This window comes from Actinomyces ruminicola (genome assembly GCF_900103885.1).
Taxonomy (GTDB): domain Bacteria; phylum Actinomycetota; class Actinomycetes; order Actinomycetales; family Actinomycetaceae; genus Actinomyces; species Actinomyces ruminicola.
Genome location: NZ_FNIM01000014.1, coordinates 59,835 through 82,077 on the forward strand (window position 1 = coordinate 59,835; position 22,243 = coordinate 82,077).

Here is a 22,243-nt window from a genome sequence, read left to right on the forward strand (position 1 = left end):
GTCTGGATGAGCACTCAGAAGTCGGACCCGGGCCCCGGTCCCACGTCTTCGGGGACTGGCGCCACGGTGGAGCAATTGGCCGACCACCTCATGGCCCTGCCCGATCGCGATGTCGCCGCCCTCCTGCTGGCCCGCCCGGACCTGACCTCCCCGCCCTCATCCTCCTTCACCGCGCTCGCCGTCCGCGCCGGCGCCCGCCCCAGCGTCGAGATCGCCCTGCGCGACCTCGACGCCGTCACCCTGGCAGTCGCCGAGGCCACCGTCGCGCTGCGGTCCACCGACGCCGCCGCACTGGCTCATGCCCTGGGCCTCGGAGCCGATGACGTCGCCGCCCGCTTGGACGTGCTGACCCGCCTGGCCCTCGTCATCGACGCCGGCCCCGTGCCCGGGCTCGCCGACGCCTTCGGCCCGCACCCCTTCGGGCTCGGGCCGGCCGCGGCCGACCCGCCCGCCGTCGAGCAGCTCCCGCCCCCGCTCACCGCCCTGGAGCAGCAGGCCGACCCCGGCACCGCCGTGCTGAAGGCATTGGCGTGGGGCCCTCCGGTAGGCACCCTCGGCCCCGGCCGCCGCTCCGTCGGCGCGGCCGAACTGGTTGAGCGCGGCTGGCTCGAGCGCACCTCGGATGCGGCCGGACGCACCCGCTTCATCCTGCCACGAGAGGTCGGACTGGCCCTGCGGGCGGGGCGCCTGAACCGCGAGCCGCTCCGGCCCCCGTCCGCCGATGGCCTCGACGTCCTGCCCCCCGACGCCGTCGCCTCCGAGGCCGCCATCCACGCCGAGGAGATCGTGCGCCTGACCCGCGAGCTGCTGAACGAGTGGGGCCGGGAGGGAGGGCAGATCCTGCGCTCCGGGGGCGTGGGGGCGCGGGCGCTGGAGCGCACCGCCGCCGCCATCGGCCTGGAAGGCGGCCAGGCCGCCACCGTCATCGAGCTCGCGGCCGGTGCCGACCTGCTCGGCCTGGACGAGGCCGGCGCCGCCTGGGTGCCCGCGGCCACGGCCTCCGCCTGGCAGGAGGCGGAGCTGCCCGAGCAGTGGGCGGCGCTCGCGGCCGCCTGGGCCGTCTCCTCGCGCACCCCCTGGCTGGTCGGCACCCGCTCCGACGGCGGCGCCCTGCGCCCGGTCCTCGGCGCCGACGTCGAAGCCGCCTGGGCGGGCAGGCTGCGGCGGCGCATCCTGGCCCTGCTCGAATCACTGCCCGAGGGCACTTCCGCCGATGCCGCCTGGGTGCGCGGCGCCCTCACCTTCGCCCGGCCCCGCCGCCCGATCCCCGACGGCGCGGTCACGGCTCTGCTCGCCGAGGCGGAACTGCTCGGCCTCACCGGCGGCGGCGCGCTCAGCCGTCCCGGCCGGGTCCTGGCCGCCTGGTTGCGTGCGGCCCCCTCCACCGGTCCCGACACCTCCTCCCCGACCGCCGGCCCCGGCGGATCCGGGCAGCGCGAGGAGCCCGACGGGCAGCTGCTGGCGGCGCTCGAACAGTCCCTGGCCGCAGACCTGCCCGCCGGTGTCGACACCCTCCTGGTGCAGTCGGACCTGACCGCGATCGTCCCCGGCCGCCCCACTCCCGCCCTCGCCGCCGTCCTGGAGCGCAGCAGCGTGGTGGAGTCCCGCGGCGGCGCGCTCACCGTCCGCTTCACCCCCGACTCCGTGCGCCGCGCCCTGGATGAGGGCTGGTCCGCCGCCGAACTGGTGCGGGCGCTGTCCCGCTTCAGCCTCACCCCGCTGCCCGGCGCGTTGACGGTCCTCGTCGACGACGCCGCCCGCCGCCATGGAGCGGTGCGTGTGCGCGAGGTCACCAGCGTCCTGCGCGTGGCCGACCCGGCCGTAGCCGCCGGAATCCTCGCCGACGCCTCCCTGGCCGGCCTCGGGCTGGACCAGGTCGCGCCGGGGATCATCCTGTCCGCGGCGTCCGCCGGGGCGGTGCTGCGCGAGCTGCGCGCCGCTGGCCTGGCCCCGGTCCTCGAGAACGAGCACGGGGGCATCCTGGTTGCCGGCGATTCCAGCGGCCACCATCGCCGCCGCGCCCCCGCTCCGCCGCCCGCCCGCCCGGGCAGCGAGCACACCGTCACCCGACGCCGCCCGAGCCGGCCCGAGTTGGCCGGGCTGGTGGGACGGCTGCGGGCGGGGGAGGAGGCCCGCCGTGCGGACGGCGGGGCGCCGACGTCCGCCGGTGACCCGGTACACGTGCTGGCCCTGCTGCGACAGGCGCAGGCGTCGCGGGCGCGAGTGCACCTGCGCCTGGCCGGGGCGGACGGGGCCCAGCAGGAACGCACCGTGCGGGTCCTCGCCGTCGAACCGGGCCGGGTCCGGCTGGCCGACCTCGGGCGGGAGACCGAGCTGACGGTCGCCGTGCACCGGATCGTGTCGGTGGAAGCGCGCTGAGGCCCGCGGACTCGCGACGGCCTCTGGCGCGGCCCGGGACGGCGGGAGGACGAGAAGCGGCCCGTCCGCCTACACTTGAGCCGTGACTGACGCAGCGACAGACACGTCGAAGAACACGTCGACCATGACATCCGAGACGGCCGCCGGCCACACCACGGTGGAGATCGACCGCCCCGGCGCTCTGCCGACCGCGGCCCAGCAGGCCGCCGCGGCCAAGGACAAGGTCCTGACCTCCCCGGACGCCATCGAGGCGGCCCGCAGCGCCCTGGGCGAGATCACTGAGCCGCTGTCCGTCGGCCGGTACGCGGCCTCACGGCAACTGGACAAGCGCCTGATCACGCACCTGTTCGAATGCAATCTGACCGGATACCGCGGCTGGCGCTGGGCCGTGACCATGTCCCGGCCGCCCCGCGGCCGCACCGCCACGATCTGCGAGCTGGAGCTGCTGCCGGGCGAGGAGGCGCTGCTGGCCCCCGCCTGGGTGCCGTGGGCCGATAGGCTGCGCCCCGGGGACACCACCCGTTCCGACCGCCTGCCCCGCAGGGAAACGGATGAACGCCTCGAGCCCGGTTGGGAGGCCACAGGCGAGGAGGAGGGCGACACCGTCGCCCTGGACGAGCTCGACCTCGGGCGCGCCCGCGTGCTTTCCGCCGAGGGCTACCGGCGTGCCGCCCAGCGCTGGTACGACGGCGACCACGGTCCCGACGCCGAGGGCGTGCGCAAGGCCCATGCCACTTGCTCCACCTGCGGCTTCCTGGTGCCCATGGCCGGGCGCCTGCGCAACACCTTCGGCGTGTGCGCCAACGAGTGGGCGGCCGATGACGGGCGCGTGGTCTCCCTGGACCACGGCTGCGGCGCACACTCCGAGACCGACCTGCCCGATCAGGGGCCCGAGTGGCCGGTGGCCCCCTCACGCCTGGACGAGGAGGCCATGGAGCCGCTGGCCACCAACGGCACGGACCTGCGTGGCGGACACGGCCGCGACGAGGCGGGCGCGCAGGAGCAGCAGGAGCAGGCGGAGTCGGCCCCCGCGGGGGCCGATGCGGCGCCCGAGGAGTCGGCGCCCGAGGAGTCGGCGCCCGAGGAGTCGGCGCCCGAGGAGTCGGCGCCGGAACCTGAGGTCGCCTCGGCCTCGCAGCGCGCCGCCTCCGCCCGCGATGCGGTCGCCGACCTGGCCCTGGAGCGCGAACGCCACGATGCCACGCAGCGCCCCGCCGCGGCGGACGCCCTGGCCCAGCTCGAGGCCTCGCTGCCGACGCGCTCCTGAGCGATCCCGCCGCACTGGGGAGGCGGACCCGACGGCGCCCGCGCAGCGGTCGGCACGGACCGAATACGGGCAGGCACTCCAGGCCGAGTCCATGAAGGCCCCTTCGAGGCCCCGCCAGGCCGTCCCGGATTGTCCGAGGTATGGCCGGAATTTCGCGGTAGGCCCGGCGTCTGGGACAATCTGGCCCCGTGACCACACACACCCCAATTCCCACAACGTCAGAACAGAAGAAACCGACAGCGCCCCGTGGCGCTTTGGACCGCTTCTTCCATATCACCGAGCGCGGTTCGACCGTGGCGCGCGAGGTGCGCGGTGGCCTCGTCACCTTCTTCACGATGGCCTACATCCTCGTCCTCAACCCGCTCGTGCTGTCCACCCCCCACGAGGGGATCGCACCCCTGGGCACCTCCGAGCAGATCGCCGCCGGCACCGCCTTCGTCGCGGGCGTCATCACGATCCTCATGGGCCTGGTTGCCAACTACCCGATGGCCCTGGCCGCGGGCCTGGGCATCAACGCCATGATCGCCTACACCCTGGTCGGCATGAACGGCATGACCTACGCCGACGCCATGGGACTGGTGGTCATTGAGGGAGTCATCATCCTGGTCCTCGTGCTCACCGGATTCCGGGAGGCCGTATTCAAGGCGGTCCCGGCGGACATCAAGACCGCGATCTCGGTGGGCATTGGCCTGTTCATCGCCCTGATCGGCCTGGTGGACGCCAAGGTCGTGCGCGCCGGCGGCACGCCACTGGAGCTCGGCCTGGGCGGCTCCCTGCAGGGCTGGCCCGTCCTGGTGTTCCTGTTCGGCCTCTTCCTCATCCTGGTGCTGCACGTGCGCAAGGTGCGCGGCTCCATCCTCATCGGCATCGTCGCCTCCACCGTCCTGGCCGCCGTCATCGAGGGCTTCGCCCACCTGGGCGCCTTCGATGCGGAGTCCAACCCCACCGGCTGGTCGCTATCCATCCCCTCCCTGGAGGGATCACCCATCGAGCTGCCGAGCCTGGCGACGCTGGGCCACTTCAGCCTCCTGGGCAGCCTGGAGAAGGTGGGCGTCGTCTCCGTCGTCCTGCTCGTCTTCTCCCTGATGCTCGCCGACTTCTTCGACACCATGGGCACCATGGTCGCCATCGGCGCCGAGGGCGACCTGCTGGACGAGGACGGCAACCCGCCGCGCACCCGCGAGATCCTGGTCGTCGACTCCCTGGGCGCGATCGCCGGCGGTGCCGGCGGCGTCTCCTCCAACACCTCCTACATTGAGTCGGCCGCGGGCGTCGGTGAGGGCGCACGCACCGGCCTGGCCTCCATCGTCACCGGCGTGCTGTTCCTGGCGAGCATGTTCATCGCCCCGGTCGTCTCCATGGTGCCCTACGAGGCGGCGACCCCGGCGCTGGTGGTCGTCGGCTTCCTGATGATGACCCAGGTGACGGACATCGACTGGAAGACGCCGGAGATCGCCCTGCCCGCCTTCATCACCATCATCATGATGCCGTTCTCCTACTCCATCACCAACGGCATCGGGGCGGGCTTCGTCTCCTACCTGGTCGTCCAGCTCGCTCGCGGCAAGGCCAAGCAGATCCACCCGCTGATGTGGGTGGCCTCGGTGCTGTTCGTCGTCTACTTCACGCTCGAGCCCATCAAGGCCATCCTCGGCGTGGGCTGACGCCGGCACGCTTCGCAAGCTGTCACCCGGAGGGGCGACGACGCGGCTACGGTCACGTCGTCGCCCCCTGTCTGTGGCAGCTGTACAGACGTACAATTGACCGATCCCAAAAATGCGCGCATCTCAGCGGGTGCGCCCGCCGTCACACCACGAAACTGGAGTCATCTCCCCACCGTGAGCAGCACCTTCGAGTCACTCAAGTTCCACAACTATCGGATCTGGTTCTTCGCCGCACTCGTCGCCAACACCGGCACCTGGATGCAGCGCGTCGCCCAGGACTGGCTGGTGCTGCGGATCCTGACCAATGACTCCGCCTCCGCCACCGGGATTACGACGGCGCTCCAGTTCCTGCCGGCCATGCTGTTCAGCGCGCACGCCGGGCTGATCGCGGACCGAGTGGACCAGCGCAGGTTCCTGATCTTCACCCAGTCCGCCATGGGCGTGGTCTCCCTGGCGCTGGCCGTCGACGTGCTCGCCGGCCGTGCGGCGCTCTGGCACGTCTACCTGGCCGCCTTCGCCACGGGGCTGGCGGCCGCCTATGACGCTCCGGCCCGCCAGATCTTCGTCGCCCGAATGGTGCCCGTGGACAACCTGGCCAATGCGGTCGGCCTGAACTCGGCCTCCTTCAACGCCGCCCGTCTCCTCGGCCCCGCCGCCAGCGGACTGGTGATCGCCTGGATCGGGCCCGGCTGGGTGTTCCTCGTAAACGCCCTGACCTTCCTGTTTCCGGCCCTGGCGCTGGTGACCATGCGGGTGACGGAGCTGTACGACGTGCCCCGTGCCAAGCGCGCCAAGGGACAGCTGCGAGAGGGACTGGCCTACATCCGCCACCGCACGGACATCATCGTCATCATCGCGGTGATCTCCGTCGTATCGATGTTCACCCTCAACTTCCAGGTGACGATGGCGGCGATGGTGCGGTCCACCTTCGACATGGAGTCCGACGCCTACGGCACCGTCTCCTCGATCTTCGCGATCGGCTCCCTGGCCGGCGCCCTGTGGGCGGCGCGGCGCAAGTCCCCGCGCGTGCGCACCCTGGTGGTCGCCGCCTTCTTCCTGGGCCTGTTCACGATCCTCATGGCGCTTACGCCCAACTACCAGCTGTTCGCCGCCTCGACGATCCCGGTGGGCCTGTGCGTGCTCACCGTGCTCACCAGCGCCAACCAGACTGTCCAGCTGAACACGGAACCGGCCATGCGCGGGCGCGTCATGAGCATCTACATGATGTTCTTCCTCGGCACCACGCCGATCGGCGCTCCGATCATGGGCTGGGTCTCGGACCAGTGGGGGCCGCGCATCTCCATCCTGGCCGGCGGCATCGCCGCGATCCTCGCCGCTGTCGTCGCCGGCGTTTGGGCGAGGCGCCACTGGCACATCGATTTCGCCTACTCATCCACCCGGCCCTTCCTCGCCACCATCGGTCCGCGCGAGCGGGCCCGGTTGGCAGATGCGGGCGGGGCGGTGGGCGCCCCGGGAGCCGCCGCGGATGACGCACCCGGCACGCCCGAGTAGCGCGGGCCCCTCGCAGGCCGACCGACGGCCGCCCCGTCTCGGGAAGCGGGTGGGGGCAGGGCCGCGTCGGGCCCGGACGCCGATATCCTGTTCACGCACGTGTGCACGCGCCGCGCCCCGGCTGCGGTCAGCCGTGCGGCATTGGGTAGCGGCCAGCGGAGGAGACGCCAGATGAGTGGGTTGATCGACACTACCGAGATGTATCTCAAGTCCGTGTATGAACTCGAGGAAGACGGCGTGCTTCCGCTGCGCGCGCGCATAGTGGAGCGGCTGGGGCACTCGGGGCCGACCGTGTCCCAGACGGTCTCCCGCATGGAGCGCAGCGGGCTCATATGGGTCGCCGAAGACCGCTCGCTGCAGCTGACGGAGGAGGGGCGCCGTCGGGCCACGGAGGTTATTCGCAAACACCGTCTTGCTGAAAGACTGCTGCTGGACGTGATCGGCGTGGACCGCAGACTCGTTCACGATGAGGCCTGCCGCTGGGAGCACGTGATGAGCGAGCAGGTGGAGGACCGGCTGGCGGCGATTCTCGACGACGTGTCTGCGGATCCCTTCGGCAACCCGGTCCCGGAGCGGGTACCCACGCATCCGGCCCCCGCGGCCGACGAGATCAGTGCCGAGCGGATGGTTCGCGACGGGCGCTCGGAGGCCGTCGTCTCCCGTGTGGGAGAGCCCATCCAGGCCGACGCCGAGTTGATCTCCCGCTTCGAGGACGGCGCCATTCGCGCGGGCGTGCCCGTCCGGCTGACCTCCACCGTCGGCGGCATACGGGTGACCCGCAAGGACGACGACGCCGCATTCGTACTTCTGCCCGGTTCCCTCACCCGGCACCTGTTCCTCAAGCGCTGATTCCATCGCCTCGGGCGGGTGCGCAGACGCTGGAGCGGCGTTCTCGTATCCGCCTGCCGCCGCGATGCCGGCTGGGCGCCGATGCCGTCGGGCTACCGCTCGACGGCATCATTCGTATGCGTCCCGGTGGCACTGAGTGTTGTTCGCACGACCCTGGCGTGGGAGATTCCACAGTGTTAGGGGCGGGGGAGAGGTACCCATTGCCGCAGGTACTCCACTACCGTGGTGGCCGCGGTCGGCACTCCGGTCGCGGAGGGGCGCGCAGAGCCCAAGCCTGCCGGTGCGGGTCGCCTCTTCCCATCGATCTTCTTCGGCAGGCCCGGGGGAACCACTTCTCCGGCCGCAAGGCCTCTCGGCCGCGGCCTCGGGGTGAAGCCCGCGTGACGCGGGCCGGGCGTCTCCCGCCCGAACCCGACAGCTAACCTCGGCGGCTCCTCAGGAGAATTCATTGACTACAAATGTCAAGGCCCGTCATCGCAAGGCCACCCGTCCGCTGACCCCGCTCTCGGATGCCGCACCCGTCGCCCGTCGTGGACTCGCCGTTGCCGCCTCCTCGGGGCTCGCCCTGACCATGATCGCCTCCGGAGCCAGTGCTGCCGGCGACGACGCCGAGGTCGGCAGCTCGGCCGGTGCGCTCGGTGAGTCCGGCGTGGCCGAGCTCGCCACCGATGCCCGCGAGGTCGTGACCACCAACGCGGCCATCTCGGCCGCCTCCAACCCGGAGTGGGGCGCCGACGTGGTTGAGGCCGACGCCGTCACGATTACCGCTCCGGTGGTCGAGGAGGCCGAGCCCGAGTCCGCTGTCGAGGTCGCCGAGGACTCCGGGAACGCCCAAGCCGCCGAGGAGGCGACGTCGAGCACCGCCAGCGGGCAGGGTATGGTCGCGCTGGCCATGCAGTACGTCGGTACCCCCTACGTGTGGGGTGCTTCCGGTCCCTCCGCGTTCGACTGCTCCGGCCTGGTGTCATACGTGTACGCCCAGTACGGAATCAGCATCCCGCATCAGTCCGGTCAGATCCGCGCCATCGGGACGCCGATCTCCGCGGCCGAGGCCCAGCCCGGTGACATCCTGTGGTGGTCCGGTCACGTCGCCCTTTACGCGGGCGACGGCATGATGGTCGACGCCTCCCCGTCCACGGGCGTGGCCTACCACGCCATCTACTCGGGGGCCACCTACCTGCGCGTCGGCTGACCTGATCGACGTCGCCCCGCTCCGGTCCCCGGAGCGGGGCGTTCTCGTGCCTGTGCGACGTCGGCCTACAGCCCTGTCCACCGCAACCTGCATGTGCCACTTGTCACGGCGATGTGTGTGATCTCCCCGTGACGGGGGCGGGTCCCTTCAGGTAACGTGTCCACCGTTGCGGAGCACAAAGGGCCGCAACGCCGAGATCGGGGCTCAATCCTGCCGCTCGATCCTGGCAGCCACATCCCAAATACATGGCAGGAACGGGGGAACCAAACGCGGCTTCGGCGCAGGCCGGAGCCTTGGGGTGAAGCCCGCGTGACGCGGGCCGGGCGTCTCCAGTCCGAACCCGACAGCTCACCTCGTCGGCATCTCAGAGGAGAACCACTACATGACAACACGCACCTCGGCTCGGCATCGTAAGGCTGCTCGTCCGCTGACCCCGATGACCACGGTCGCACCGGTCGCCCGTCGCGGTTTCGCCGTTGCTGCATCCTCAGGCCTCGCTCTGGGCATGATTGCCTCCGGAGCCTCGGCCGCGAACACCAGCGAGGCCGCGCAGTCCGCCGGCTCGCTCGAGACTCAGGGTGTCGGGGCCCTTGCCGCCGAGGCGCGCACCGTGGTCTCCACCAACGAGGCCGTGCAGGTCGCCGAGTCCGTCTCCGTCCCCAGCGACGTCGAGACCGTGGACGCCCCGACCGTTGAGGCCCCTGTCGTTGAGGTTGAGGAGGAGACGGCGGAGGCCACGGCTGAAGAGGACGCCGCCGCCACCACCGCGGACACCGCCGCGGCCACTGCGGACACCGCCGACTCCACTGCGACTGCCGCCACGGCGAGCACCGCGGCCACCAACCCCTCCGGGTCCACGATCGTCTCCATCGCCCTGCAGTACACGGGCATGGCCTACGTCTGGGGCTCCAACTCCCCCTCCAACGGCGGTTTCGACTGCTCCGGCCTGGTCCAGTACGTCTACTCCCAGGTCGGCATCTCGCTGCCCCGCACCTCCTACGCCCAGGGTGCCTCCGGCACCATCGTGTCCGCCGCCGCGGCCCAGCCCGGCGACATCGTCTACTACGGCGGCCACGTCGGCATCTACGCCGGCAACGGCATGATGATCGACGCGGGCAACGAGAGCGTCGGCGTGTCCTACCGGGCCGTCTACGGCTCCCCGCAGTACGTCCGCGTGGGCTGAAGCGCGCGGCAATCCGCTTCCCGACGTGGGGGCGACCGACCAGGTGTCGGCCGCCCCCACGTACTATTTTCAAAACGTGTTTTGGAACACGCCCGCAGACAGGGCAAAATGAGTGTGGTCGAGTATCCGAAGCTCGCAGAAAGGGGCACAACCCATGGCCGAAGACAAAGTCGTCCTCGTCGGAGTTGACGGCTCACCCGAATCCCTGGAGGCGGTCGACTGGGCGGTCGACCGCGCCGCCTGCAACGGCTGGCGCGTTCATATCCTGTGCGCCTACTCCCTCCCCTCCTTCACCACCGCTTCGCTGGACGGCGGCTATGCCGCCCTGGACGACTCGGCCGTGCGCGCAGGCGCCGAGGCCGTCGTCAACGAGGCAGTCGCCCGCGCGCAAGGGCGGGGCGTGACGGTGACCAGCTCCCTGGAGACCGGCGACCCCGCCGGCGTGCTCGTGGACCTGTCCGCGGACGCCGCGCTCGCCGTCGTCGGCACCCGCGGCGGCGGCGGCTTCGCCGACCGTCTCCTCGGCACCGTCTCCTCGGCACTGCCGGCGCACAGTCGCTGCCCCGCCGTGGTGGTCCCGCGGCACACGGAGGGTTCCGCCTTCACCCCCGTTCGGCGCATCGTCGTGGGTGTCGACGGCTCCGACTCGGCTCGTAAGGCGCTCAGGCGGGCGGTGCGCGAGGCCGACGCCTGGGGCGCCGAGCTGACAGCCATCGCCGCCGTCCCCATGGCCTCCGGAGCGGGAGCACTGGCATGGCTGCCCGCGGCCGTGGACCGTGAACAGGTGCTGACCGATGTCCGCTCCGGTCTGGACCGTGCCATCGCCGAAGCGACCGAGGGCTACCCCGACGTGGTGGTGCGCCGCCACGCCCTGGACGGCAACGCGGCCGAACTCTTGTCCGAGTTCTCCACCGCCGTCGACTTGGTGGTGGTCGGCTCCCGCGGCCGCGGCGGATTCTCCGGGCTGCTGCTCGGCTCCGTCAGCCAGGCCGTCCTCTCGCACGCCTCCTGCCCGATTATGGTCGTGCCCGCCCGCACGCGGGAAGAGGACGCCCGCGTGGGCCGCAACCAGACCACCCCCTGGTCCCGCGCCTGACCCGCATCGGCGTGGACGGCGGTCGGTATCCAGCCACCGACCGCCGTCCTCGCCGGGGAGGCCGCGTGATCGGGTAGGATCGCACGCGGCCTCAACCGGCCCTCGTAGCTCAGGGGATAGAGCACCGCTCTCCTAAAGCGGGTGTCGCGCGTTCGAATCGCGCCGGGGGCACCATGATCGTTGTCCGGACCGTCGCGCAGATCCCCGCACCTTCGGTGCGTCGGCGCCGCGCGGCGCGGCTGGACGGATATCGTGAGGGAATATGACGCCTTCACTGTTCTCGCTAGGTCGCAACCGGCATGACGCCGGGCCGCAGGCACGTGACCCCGAGGGCGCCGACCTGCCCGACGACTCCGCGGCCGCCGAGGCTTCGCCGTCGGACCCCACCCCGTCGCCGGACTCCGAGCGTCGCGCCCGCATCGATGCGGCGCTCGACGTCTGGCGTCAGGAGCTTGCCGACCTCGGCGGCACCTCCAGCCTCGACGCCTTCTCCGACCGTGACGGCATCGTCGACCTGACGGCCGCTCACCCCTCGGGCCTGGCCCAGCTGTACGCCGGCCGGCCCACCCACCTGGGCAGTCTCGTGCGTGAGCGCGTCGCCCTCGGCATTGCCCGGCAGTGCTTGCGCGAACTCGCCGGACGCACCGACCAGCTCTCGCGGCGCTTCGGCGTCGCCCCCGTGTACCTGGCCATCGGTGTGGCCGGCTGGACGGAGCCGGTGGCTACCGCGCCCGATGAAGAGAGCTCTGCCGCCAACGCCCCGGCTGCCCCGGACGCCGACGATTCCTCCGCCGTCGCCGACGCCGACTCGACTCCGCCGGTCGCCGTACGCGCCGTCAGCGCGCCCGTCCTGCTGCGGCCAGTGCGCCTGTCCAGTGCCGGCGCAGACGCCTCCCTCACTCTCGATCGATCGATCGAGGTCAATCCCGTCCTGACGCGGGCGCTGCGTCACCACGGCTGCACAGTGGACGTCAATGTGGTCGCGCGCGCCACCCTGGCGGACGACGGCTTCACCTCTCGCGATGCCCTCAGCGGCATCGGCTCGCTGGGGCGCGAGTTCCTTCCCGGTTTTGAGATCCATGAGCGTCTGGTCGTCGGGGCCTTCGTCCACCCCGGGCAGGCGTTGGTGGAGGACTTCGACGCCACCATCGATCGTGCCCGCACCTCCGCGCTCGTGGCAGCACTCGCGGGTGACGCCGAGGCCCGCGCCGCCCTGGACGTCGCCCTGCCCGACCCAGATCCGACCGACCGGGCGCCGGAGCGCGAACGGGGCGTGGGCGACCTCGACCCCGCCCAGCTGGACGCCGTCGAGGCGGTCGGCTCCGGCGCCTCCCTGCTGCTGGACGCGCCTCCCGGATCTGATGTCGCCGACACCCTCGCGGCGATCATGGCCGACGCCGCCGCCCTGGGGCGCACCGTCCTGCACGTGCCGGCCACCAGCGCCGACGGGCATGCCGTCGCGGACGTCCTGCGCGAGCTCGGACTGGGCTCCATTGTGCTCGACCTGACCGAGGACTCCGCCTGGCGCCGCCACGCCGCCGAGGGCATTAAGACCGCCATGGGTGTGAACGTCCCCGATCTGGATGTGACCGCCATCGTCGGCATGCGCAGCCGGCTGACCTCCGTGCGCGAGAAGCTCTCCCGCTATGTCACCGCACTGCACAAGCGGCGCGATCCCTGGGACGCCTCCGCCTACGACGCGCTCCAGCAACTCGCCGAGCTCACCTCCGGGCGGGTGCGTGCCCGCACCACCGCGCGCGTAGCCGCGGGCCGCCTGGAGCACCTGGACGCCGCCGGCCGTGCGCGGGCCTCCGAACTGCTTCACCGGGCTCACGCGCTCGGACTGTTCACCAGCGCCTTGGCCGACTCCGCCTGGAACGGCATGGCGGTGGCCGACGTCGATGAGGCGACCGACGCGCTGGCCCGTCTGACTCGGCTCGCCGACGAGCTCCTGCCCGCGGTCCGTGAGCAGGTGGCCGCGGCCGCCGCGTCCACCGGCATCACCCGCGCCACCACGCTCGCGCAGTGGTGCGAGCAGCTGGAGATGCTCGACGGCGTGCGCGACTCCCTGGACGCCTTCCTGCCCGAGGTCTTCGAGCGCTCCGCCGCCGACATGGTCATCGCCACCGCGTCCAAGCAATGGCGGCAGGAGCACCGCGTGGAGATGGGGAGGTCCACCCGGCGCCGCTTCATCAAGCAGGCCAGGGATCTGGTGCGCCCGGGACGGGAGGTGGCCGACCTGCACGGGGAGCTGGTCAAGGTGCAGCAGCGCCGCGAGGTATGGCGCCGCTACGATCCCGAGGGCGGCTGGCCCCACCTGCCGCAGGGGCTCGATGAGATGCAGCGCGTGGCCACCCGCACCCGTGACTCCGTCACCGCCTTGCAGCCGGTCATCGGTGCGGATGGGTCCCTGATGGATCTGCCGCTGACCGAGCTGGAGGAACGCTCCCGCATCCTGGCCGCCGACGATGTCACCGTCCACAAGCTCCCGGAGATCAACCGGGTGGCCACGGCCCTGGACGACTTGGGGCTCACCCCCCTGCTGGACGACCTGGCGGCCCGCAGGGTTGAGCCGGACCAGATCGACGACGAGCTCACCTACTGCTGGTGGTCGTCCCTGCTGGCGCAGATCATGCGCGAGGACCCCGACTTGGGCGGGCTCGACGCGGACGCCCTGAGCGACCTGGCCGTTACTCTGCGTGAGCTGGACGCCTCTCAGGTCGACTCGCTGGCCGGGCCCGTGGCCCAGGCCTGTGCCCGACGCGTCCGGGAGGCCGTCGAAGCGGACAAGGACGCCGCTCGCAGCCTGTACCGGGCCCTGTCCCTGGAGGAGGGGATGTCGCTGCGCGATGTTATCGCCACGCATCCCCTCGCCATGGTCGCCAAACCGGTATGGATCATCCCGCCCACGCTCGTACCCCAGGTCTTCGCCGCCGATGCCGTGGTCGACCTGGCGATTCTGGACGCCTCCACCAACGTGCCGGTATCGCGGGTCATCCCCGCCTTCGTGCGTGCCGAGCAGGTGCTCGTCGTCGGCGACCCCCGGCGCTCGCCCTCCGGGCTGGCGGCCGAGCTCGGCCCGCTCCTGCCGCAGGTGACACTGCCGACCGGCCGCAACACCCTGGACGCCGAGATCGCTGCATTCCTCGCCGCCAACGGCTACGACGACGTCGTCGAGGCGATCCCGGCTCCACCCGGGCGCTCTCGCCTGTCCCTGGAACTCGTCGACGGACGCGGCATGCCGGCCCCGGGCCGTACCGCCGTCGAATCCGTGCCCGCAGAAGTGGGCCGGGTGGTCGACCTGATCATCGACCACGCCCTGACCCGCCCCGAGCAGTCGCTCGGCGTCATCGCCCTCAATGCGCGCCACGCCGAGGAGATCCGGCGCGCTACGGCAGCGGCCGTAGCGGGTTCGCCGGCGCTGGCCGACTACTTCGAGATGGGCGTGTCTGAGCCCTTCGTCGTCGTCGACCTGGGCGAGGCGCGCTCACTGCGCCGCGACCGGATCATCGTCTCCGTCGGCTACGCCAAGACCCCGCACGGGCGCACGATTCACAGCTTCGGTGAGGTCAGCGACGTCGGTGGCATGGTCGGGCTGGTCGAGGCCCTGTGCGCCTCGCGGGGCGGCACCCAGGTCGTGTCTTGTTTGGGCCCGGAGGACATCGATGCCGGACGCCTGCACGCTCCCGGCGCTCGACTGCTGCGTGAAGTGCTCGTGCACGCAGCCGACTCCGGTCGGCAGTACCCGCAGCAGGAGGAGACGACGCCGGAGCGTCTGCTCGTCGAGCTCGCCGAGCACCTGTGGCGCAAGGGACTGATAGTGGTGCCCCGCTACGGCATCGAGGGCGGCGTGCATATTCCCCTTGCGATCGGTCACCCGGATCTGCCGGGCGAGCTGCTCGTAGCCGTACTCACCGACGACGCCGAGTATGTCGCCCAGCCGAGCCTGCGGCGGCGTGACCGGCATTGGGTTGAGCGCCTGCAGCAGCGCGGCTGGCGCGTGCACATGGCGTATTCCGCGGGCGTGTTCGTCGATGTCGAGGCGGAGGCGAAGAAGATTGAGGCGCAGGTGCTGGCGGTACTCGCCTCCCGCACCGAGGCCGCCACCGCGGCGCCGCTGCCGGTGCGACTGGAGGAGGCCGGCCCGGAGACGACGGCGCCCGCCGAGTCGGAGGGGGAGCCGCCGGATCCCGCCCGTGGCACCGGCCAGGCAGACGTCTCTGCGCGTGCCGACCGCCCGCCGATCGCGCCGGGGCTGCCGCTGCAGGCCTACTCCGACGATCAGCTCGATGAGCTCGTCGCCTGGATCCGTTCCGACGAGGTGGAGCGCACCGAGGCCGAGGAGGTTGAGGAGCTCCGCCAGGCACTGGCGTTGAGCCGGCGTGGTTCGGGGATCGACGCCGTGTTGGCCAACGTGGTCCGGCGGAGCCGATGAGCGAGCCCGCCGGCACCCGCAGGAGGCGGCGCGCCGTGGCGCTCTCGCCCCAGGACGCGGCGCGCGTCGCCCGGGGGGAGGCGCCGCAGGCGCAGGCGGAGGCGCAGCGGCGCCGCGGCATGGACGCGCTCGCCGACGCCCGTTCCCGTGACGGCGGCGTGCTCGATCGCACCTCGCCGGACCATGCCAATGACGCCCGCCTCCTGCGCGAGGTGCCGCCCCACTGGAGCTGACCCTTCGAGATGTGTCCGCCTGTGAGAGCCGCAGGCAGGCGCCGGGGGCCGTATCCGCACCTGCACAAGCAGAAGTGGCGTCCGCCGGAGGGCGGACGCCACTTCAATCCTTGCTCTGGCCGCCGCCGACGCGGGCGCGGGCCGAGCAACAGGAATGCAGGTCAGCGCTGCTTGAGCAGGTCGCGGATCTCGGCCAGCAGCTCGACGTCGGTCGGCTCGGCGGCCTCCTCCTCTTCCTGCTTCAGCCGCGCGTTGAGCTTGTTCATCGGTGCGACGATGCAGAAGTAGACGGCCGCGGCGACAAGCAGGAAGTTGACGGCGGCGGTGATGATCGTGCCCGGCTGGATCGGGTCGGAGCCGTTGATGGAGAACGCGAGCACCGAGTCGAAGTTCGGCTTGCCCACCAGGGCGCCGATGATGCCCATGATGACGTTGGTGACGGCCTCGACGATGGGGGCGAAGGCGCCACCGATGATGACGGCGACGGCCAGTTCCAGGACGTTGCCCTGGGCGATGAACTCCTTGAATCCCTTGAACATGGGGGACCTTTCGTTGCGGGCGAGGGCGCAGATGTGCCACTCGCGGAAGTCGTGGAGCGGGAGCGGCGCAGCGTTCTTGGGATGGGCCGCGACCGCATGGCTGGAGGCGGGCGACGTCATGGGCTCAGCACGATGCCAAGCGCTCCATTAGTGGCCGCGCCGACAATTAGACTAGCGTCCACAGCGGGAACGGCAAGGGTAACGAGTGTGACCTTCGTCTGGGCGGTCCACTGGTTGTCGTCGCCCTCCACCTGGGCGAGCACCACCCGGGCGCCGGAACAGATGACGCGGGAGGACTCGCTAGCCTCCTCCCCCGGCGGCGCCGCGGCGCTTCGCTCGGCCACGATGTCCACCCGCGCCCCCGGCTCGGCCAGCTGTGCGCCGATGTCGATCGGGACCTGTACGAGCCGCTCCGACGGCGCCAAGGCAGCGGCCAGGGCTGCGCTCGTCATGGAGGTGGTCAGCACGGTGCCCTCCTCCAGGGCGATGGCGGCGCGGCTACCCACCACATCGGCGCCTGCCAGCCCGCCGGTGGGCAGGGCGGTCTGCGCCACCGCGCGCACCTCGAGGTCCGCCTCGGTCAGAACCGCGCCGGCATTCACCGGCCGGGCGACCACGAGCACCTCCTGCCTTCCCTCCGGCGCCGGCCGAAGCACCCCCAGGGCAACCACGATGGCGGCCCCCAGGCAGACGGCTACCACCAGGTGCCGGTGCCGCCACAGCAGCAGGGAGGGACGGGGCGGGCGCAGCCGCGGCTGCGGAGAGCGTTCGACCTGGCGCGTGTGACTGGGATGACGGTGCAGACGAGGCATGCCGAAACCCTGGCACCTCGCCTCCCGGATGCGCAGCGGACCTGTGAACAGGTGCGTCGACGGCTGTCGGCCGGAGCGCCTGTGGATTGCGGTGTCGAGGCCGACAGGTCCTCAGCCCCGCCCAGACGGGGCGTCAGCGCCGCCCGCGAAGGCGGAGCCCTCCAGCAGGAACCACTCGTCGGGCGTGATCACGGCGTCGACCCGGGCGTCGTGCGCCTGGGTCGGCAGCGGCCCCGCAACCAACTCGTCGTCGTGCACCACCGCGAAGATCGGCGCCTCCGGGCGCCGCAGGGGGAGCACGCGGTCGTACCAGCCCCCGCCCTGGCCCAGACGGCGGCCCGAGCGGTCGACCGCGAGCGCCGGAACAATCACGGCCTCGGCGTCCGCCACGGCGGTGGCGGGCAGCACCGGCCCGCTGGGCTCTGGAGGACGCCCGGGGGAGCGCTCGGCCAGGTCGGCGATCCCGCGGAAGTACCCCCAGCAGCGGGACAGGTGCGGCCCGAGTACGGGCAGCAGCACGGCGGTTCCCGACTCCTCCAGGTGCTCCAGCAGCAGCCGGGTACAGGGCTCGTGCCCCACCGACACGTAGGCGGCCACGATGTCCATGCCGGCGATGGCCTGGAGGACGTGTGCGGTGAGCCGGCGGCAGGTGGCATTGTGCCCGTGCTCGGGATGACGGTGGTGGGCAGCCCGATGCTGACGCAGTACTTGACGCAGCTGCTCCTTGGCGTCGCCGGCCGCCAGGGAACCGGTGTCTGGCAGGACGCGTGCCTGAGTACTCATACCGGCATTGTCGCAGGTGAGACCGCAGGTTGCGGAGGCGGGCGCCGGGGTGTTGTACCCGGTGGCGCTCCGGTTGCCGGCGCCGTCGGCCGGAGTGGGCCGCAGCCACCCCGCGGCCCGGACCGCCGGAGGGCCGGTGGGGCGGAGCCGAGTTCTGACCCACGAGCCGGTTCATGGGCGGGCCATCCGTCCCGGCCGGGTAGCCTGGACCGGTACGCCCGGGACCGGACTCCGGGCAGGAGGAGGACCACGCCCCATGCGCACCGTTGCTGAGCACCTGGCGGCCTGCCTGGAGATCGCCCGGGCCGCGGCCCCCCTGGACGTGGTCCTCCTGGACGCGGTCGGCTGCGTCCTGGCCGAGGACGTCGTCGCCGACATCGACCTGCCAGCCGTAGACCTGGCCGGGCTGGACGGCTACGCGGTCGCCTCCGCCGATGTGGCGGAGGCCGCCGAGAGCTCTCCCGTCGCCCTGGAGGTGATGGACGCCGTCCGTGCCGGCGACATGCGCCCCACGCGGTTGGTGCCCGGCGCGGCCATCCTGATCGATTCCGGCGCCCCTCTGCCACTGGGCGCCGACGCCGTGGTGCCGTGGACGGACACGGACCGAGGCGAGTCGCGGGTGCAGGTGCGGGCGGCGGTTGCCGCCGGGGACAACGTGCGCCACCGCGCCGAGGACGTGCAGGCCGGCACCACGGTCCTGCCGCAGGGTTCGCGTGTCTCGGCGCGCCAAATCGCACTCCTGGCCGGGATCGGCCGCCACCGGGTCAAAGTGCACCCGGCCCCTCGGGTGGTCATCGTGTCCATCGGTGACGAGCTGGTGGAGCCCGACCACGCTCGCGAGGCCGGGGATGTCTTCGATGCCAACGGTCACGCCCTGGCCTGCGCCGTCACCGACGCCGGCGGCCAGGCCTTCCGGGTGGCGGCGGTGCCCGACGACCTGGGAGCCTTGACCGAGACCATCGAGGATCAGCTCGTACGCGCCGACGTGCTCATCACCACCGGAGGGCTGAGCGTCGGGCAGGGCGATACCGTCAAGGACGTGCTGGCGCCGCTGGGCACGGTGCGCTTCGACGCCGTGTCCATGTCGCCGGGGCGGCAGCTGGGCGTGGGCACGGTCGAAGGCACGCCCATCTTCTGCCTGCCCGGAGATCCGGTAAGCGCACAGATCGCCTTTGAGACCTTCATCCGGCCGGTCTTGCGGCAGATCGCGGGGTGGCAGGACCTGCATCGCGCCTCAGTGCCGGCGACGGTCACCTCCGGCTGGCACTCCCCGGCGCGCAAACGGCAGTTCGTGCCCGTGCACCTGACGGGATCGCCGTCGCGCGGATACGCCGCGGAGCCGACGGCGCAGCCGGGAGCCACCCGGCTGCTGGCCCTGGCCCGGGCCAATGCGATCGCCGTCGTGCCGGAGGGCACCCAGACGGTCGTGTCCGGCGACACGCTGCACTGCCTGCTGCTCGATGCCTGAGCGGTGGCTCCCGGAGGCGGCCGATCCCCTCGGCGCTATCGGCGGTCTCGGCGTGCTGCGGCCGCGTGAGCGCCGGTTTCCGTGGCCAGTCGTCCTCACCGAGTCCGCGGTGAGCGCGCGTGCCCTGGCGCGCGGGCCGCGCACCGTGACACTGCGCCCCATACGCCCCCGTGATCAGCGCGCCTGGCAGCGGCTGCGGCTGGCCGACGACGCCCGGCTAGCCCCCTGGGAGGCGACGCTCCCGCCCGGCAGCCCCGATGCACTCGGCTCCTTCCGGGAGTATGTGCGTGCCCAGAACCGGTTGGCGCGGCGCGGCGAGGCGATGCCCTTCGTGCTGGAGGTAGACGGCGTGCTGGCGGGCCAGGTGTCGGTGTCGTCCATCCGCTGGGGCGCGCTCGAGTGCGCGACCGTGGGCTACTGGATCGGTGCCCAGTGGGAGGGCCGCGGGGTGATGACGCTCGCGGTGGCGATGGTGCTGGATCACCTGCTCGGCGAGCAGGTGGGGCTGCACCGCGTGGAGATTGACGTCAGGCCCGAGAACACTCGTAGCTTGGCCGTGTGCCGACGACTCGGACTGCGGCAGGAGGGCCTGCGGCGGGGACTGATGTTCATCAATGGTGCCTGGGCGGACCATGTCGTCTTCGCCGTCGTAGCGGAAGAAGTCGCGGCCGAAGGCGGATTTGTGAGTCGCCTGGGACGAATGTGAAAACTGAGGTTCGGTGATTGGGGGTCATCCCGTGTCGCTGGGAATTATCGCGGGAGAATGCGGGCGCAATACCCGCCAACACGCCGTGTGAGTGCCCGAATTCCGTAGCCACGTCCGCTTACGGTTGAGCCGTGGGAATCGGAACGTGGGCGCTACTGGCACTCGTCGCGGTTCTCGCCGTGTATCTGCTGCCGTTCCTGGTCGGGCGTCGCGAGGCGATGGGCATGGCCAACGCGGAGGATCGCTACTCCTCGGAGTTGCGGCTCCTCGCCACGGGGAATGCGGCCGTTCCGGAGGGCGGCTGCGGGGGCGGACACGCCATGATTTTCCGACGCCGACCGGAGGTGAGGGCGATGAACAGGCCCGAAGTCAGGAATGTGCGTGCGCTGCGCAAGGAGCGTGAGCTCGTGCGCGTCCGTGCTGCGCATGAGCGCGGCCGGGAGCGGCGCCGTGTCGCTGCCTCCCACCGCGCCACGGTCGCGCTCATCCTGCTGGGCATGACTCTCGGCGCCCTGGTAGTCGCCGGGGTGACGGTCATGCCATGGTGGCCCGTGGCCATTCCCGCCGGTCTGCTGTGCGCGTCCGCGGTGGCCGGACGCCGGGCGGCGCGGGCCTCCGCGGCGTCCGATCTCCGTGAACGCCGCCGCATTGCCGCGCTTGAACGTGAGTTGACGGCGCTGACCGGAGGCTCCGCCGGACGGCGTTTGGTTGAGGACGCGCCTCAGGAGACGGCCGAGGCGGCGCAGCCGCAGAGCGGCGAGACTGCGGAGGGGAGCCGGGCCGGGCAGGATCCCCGAGCGCAAGGCGTCGAAGCCGAAGCTGCGGAGGCCATCGGGCAGGTTGCGGAGCTCGCCGAGCCGGAACAGGGGAGCGCGGCAGACACGGTTGCTGATCGCGGCGCGACCGATGACGCGGGCCCGCAGACCCCGGCAGGGGACGAGCGAGGTGCTGCTTCCGCCCCCGCCGCCGAGGCCGCCGTGCCGGACGCCGCTGCTTCCGCGCCCGAGGAGAGCGGGGGAGACGACGATGCCAAGGCGCCTAAGACCCCGCCCCAGGGCTGGCACCCGGTGAGCGTTCCGGCGCCCACCTACACCTTGGCTGCGCGTGCTCCCCGCCGCAGCTATGAGCCGCCTGTGGAGGAGCCCTTCGACTCCGCCCCGGTTCCTGAGCGGCCCCGCGGCGTGCGCACCTATCCCACTGCGGACGTCACGGTGGGAGGCGACGAGCCCGTGTTCCACCCCATCGACCTGGAGGCGGTGCTTGAACGGCGCCGCGCCGGCGCCTGACAAACAACGGCCGACACGCTCGGGCAGCAGGACCACCGTCCGCCCACGTTGCGAGCAGGTGGACAGGGCTGCTTTTCCGCGCAGGTCCACCCGGCCTCGCCTCGGCCGAGTAATACCTGGTGGCGTGAGTCACTGCTGTGCGACTTGCGGGCCGCCACGACTGAGGTGCTACGATCTGCGGTGCCCAGGGGCTATGGCGCAGTTGGTAGCGCGTCTCGTTCGCAATGAGAAGGTCGGGGGTTCGAATCCCCCTAGCTCCACCGCATGATCAGATTCGCCCCGCCCGTCAATCGGGCGGGGCGAATCTTAGTTTTCCGCGTGAGCACGGTCTGCTGAGTCGATTGTGGATGGGTCCGCCGTCGGGGACGCGGGTTGGTCGCCGGGGAGCCCGACAGGTGAGCGTGCTCGGGGGCCGCCCAGTTAGGCGCTGCACTAGTACCCCGGGGTTTTGCAGTCCGTGGGGGTGGGGCGAGTGCTGCAGGCCCGGGGCGTGTGGCCGCGGTGGGTGGGTCTCGTAGTGTGGTGGCAATTCCCGCGGTGGTTTCCTCTGGTAGGGGGCATCGTGGGAGCCCAGATTCTCGACCAAGATTCACCAGGAAGGTTCACCCACGATGCCCGAGAACAAGTCTGCCGTGTCCACGCTGATCCAGGAAGTCCTTGCGGACCCCGACCTGGCTCATGATGATGTCTTCCGTCGGCTGCTTCAGGCCGGCCTGCAGGACCTTGTGGACGCCGAGGCCTCAGCGGTGATCGGCGCCGGCCGCTACGAGCGCACCGAGAAGCGCACCAACCGGCGTAACGGTACGAGGGCTAAGAGGCTGGCGACCACCGCCGGGGAGGTG

17 protein-coding genes, 2 tRNA genes and 2 riboswitches are annotated in these 22,243 nt (G+C 71.7%); of the genes, 16 read left to right on the top strand and 3 right to left on the bottom strand.

The features are described 5' to 3' along the window. The first annotated feature begins 6 nt into the window (after positions 1 to 6). From BLR49_RS10400 to BLR49_RS10450, 11 genes are all read left to right on the top strand, one after another. Positions 7 to 2,379, top strand: coding sequence for a helicase-associated domain-containing protein (locus BLR49_RS10400; protein WP_092537346.1), 2,373 nt, complete (start codon positions 7 to 9; stop codon positions 2,377 to 2,379). 82 nt (positions 2,380 to 2,461) lie between these two features. Beyond that, on the top strand, positions 2,462 to 3,646 hold the full coding sequence (locus BLR49_RS10405) for a DUF3027 domain-containing protein (RefSeq protein ID WP_245690609.1): 1,185 nt from the start codon (positions 2,462 to 2,464) through the stop codon (positions 3,644 to 3,646). Between the two features lie 206 nt (positions 3,647 to 3,852). Beyond that, positions 3,853 to 5,307, top strand: coding sequence for an NCS2 family permease (locus BLR49_RS10410; RefSeq protein ID WP_092537384.1), 1,455 nt, complete (start codon positions 3,853 to 3,855; stop codon positions 5,305 to 5,307). 174 nt (positions 5,308 to 5,481) lie between these two features. Then, the gene (locus BLR49_RS10415) at positions 5,482 to 6,819 is read left to right on the top strand and encodes an MFS transporter (RefSeq protein ID WP_092537350.1); all 1,338 of its coding nucleotides are present in this window, start codon (positions 5,482 to 5,484) and stop codon (positions 6,817 to 6,819) included. 171 nt (positions 6,820 to 6,990) lie between these two features. Next, on the top strand, positions 6,991 to 7,668 hold the full coding sequence (locus BLR49_RS10420) for a metal-dependent transcriptional regulator (protein ID WP_092537352.1): 678 nt from the start codon (positions 6,991 to 6,993) through the stop codon (positions 7,666 to 7,668). Positions 7,669 to 7,946: 278 nt separating this feature from the next. Further along, positions 7,947 to 8,117, top strand: a riboswitch (cyclic di-AMP (ydaO/yuaA leader). After that, on the top strand, positions 8,117 to 8,860 hold the full coding sequence (locus BLR49_RS10425; protein WP_092537354.1) for a C40 family peptidase: 744 nt from the start codon (positions 8,117 to 8,119) through the stop codon (positions 8,858 to 8,860). (Overlaps the previous riboswitch by 1 nt.) 218 nt (positions 8,861 to 9,078) lie before the next feature. Further along, positions 9,079 to 9,237, top strand: a riboswitch (cyclic di-AMP (ydaO/yuaA leader). 5 nt (positions 9,238 to 9,242) lie between these two features. Then, the gene (locus tag BLR49_RS10430) at positions 9,243 to 10,043 is read left to right on the top strand and encodes a C40 family peptidase (protein ID WP_092537356.1); all 801 of its coding nucleotides are present in this window, start codon (positions 9,243 to 9,245) and stop codon (positions 10,041 to 10,043) included. A gap of 154 nt (positions 10,044 to 10,197) precedes the next feature. Continuing rightward, positions 10,198 to 11,139: a universal stress protein gene (locus BLR49_RS10435; protein WP_092537358.1), complete on the top strand. Its 942-nt coding sequence runs from the start codon at positions 10,198 to 10,200 to the stop codon at positions 11,137 to 11,139. A 98-nt stretch (positions 11,140 to 11,237) separates the two neighbouring features. Next, a tRNA-Arg gene (locus tag BLR49_RS10440) sits at positions 11,238 to 11,313 on the top strand. A gap of 88 nt (positions 11,314 to 11,401) precedes the next feature. Continuing rightward, positions 11,402 to 15,574 (top strand): DNA helicase, encoded by a 4,173-nt coding sequence (locus BLR49_RS10445; protein WP_092537360.1) that lies wholly within the window; start codon positions 11,402 to 11,404, stop codon positions 15,572 to 15,574. Next, on the top strand, positions 15,571 to 15,807 hold the full coding sequence (locus BLR49_RS10450) for a transcriptional regulator (protein WP_245690610.1): 237 nt from the start codon (positions 15,571 to 15,573) through the stop codon (positions 15,805 to 15,807). The genes BLR49_RS10445 and BLR49_RS10450 overlap by 4 nt, the downstream gene beginning before the upstream one ends. A gap of 161 nt (positions 15,808 to 15,968) precedes the next feature. Here the strand turns inward: BLR49_RS10450 and mscL are convergent, their stop codons facing one another. The 3 genes from mscL to BLR49_RS10465 form a co-directional block, all read right to left on the bottom strand. Continuing rightward, positions 15,969 to 16,346, bottom strand: coding sequence for a large conductance mechanosensitive channel protein MscL (gene mscL, locus BLR49_RS10455; protein ID WP_092537386.1), 378 nt, complete (start codon positions 16,344 to 16,346; stop codon positions 15,969 to 15,971). A 116-nt stretch (positions 16,347 to 16,462) separates the two neighbouring features. Next, positions 16,463 to 17,158, bottom strand: a complete 696-nt coding sequence (locus BLR49_RS10460) for an RcpC/CpaB family pilus assembly protein (RefSeq protein WP_342706653.1) — start codon at positions 17,156 to 17,158, stop codon at positions 16,463 to 16,465. Positions 17,159 to 17,269: 111 nt separating this feature from the next. Beyond that, complete coding sequence (locus BLR49_RS10465) at positions 17,270 to 17,941, bottom strand: 5-formyltetrahydrofolate cyclo-ligase (RefSeq protein ID WP_092537364.1); 672 nt, start codon at positions 17,939 to 17,941, stop codon at positions 17,270 to 17,272. Between the two features lie 256 nt (positions 17,942 to 18,197). Here BLR49_RS10465 and BLR49_RS10470 point away from each other — a divergent pair, with 256 nt between their 5' ends. The 5 genes from BLR49_RS10470 to BLR49_RS10490 all read left to right on the top strand — a co-directional run. Continuing rightward, a complete protein-coding gene (locus BLR49_RS10470; protein ID WP_092537366.1) occupies positions 18,198 to 19,409 on the top strand; it encodes a molybdopterin molybdotransferase MoeA in 1,212 nt (403 codons plus the stop codon). A 109-nt stretch (positions 19,410 to 19,518) separates the two neighbouring features. After that, the gene (locus BLR49_RS10475; protein ID WP_245690611.1) at positions 19,519 to 20,115 is read left to right on the top strand and encodes a GNAT family N-acetyltransferase; all 597 of its coding nucleotides are present in this window, start codon (positions 19,519 to 19,521) and stop codon (positions 20,113 to 20,115) included. A 131-nt stretch (positions 20,116 to 20,246) separates the two neighbouring features. Continuing rightward, entirely contained in the window at positions 20,247 to 21,401 is a 1,155-nt protein-coding gene (locus BLR49_RS10480; protein WP_092537370.1) for a hypothetical protein, read from the top strand. A gap of 187 nt (positions 21,402 to 21,588) precedes the next feature. Then, a tRNA-Ala gene (locus tag BLR49_RS10485) sits at positions 21,589 to 21,661 on the top strand. Between the two features lie 351 nt (positions 21,662 to 22,012). After that, positions 22,013 to 22,243: transposase (locus tag BLR49_RS10490; protein ID WP_176765850.1), on the top strand; the 231-nt coding region annotated here is incomplete at its 3' end.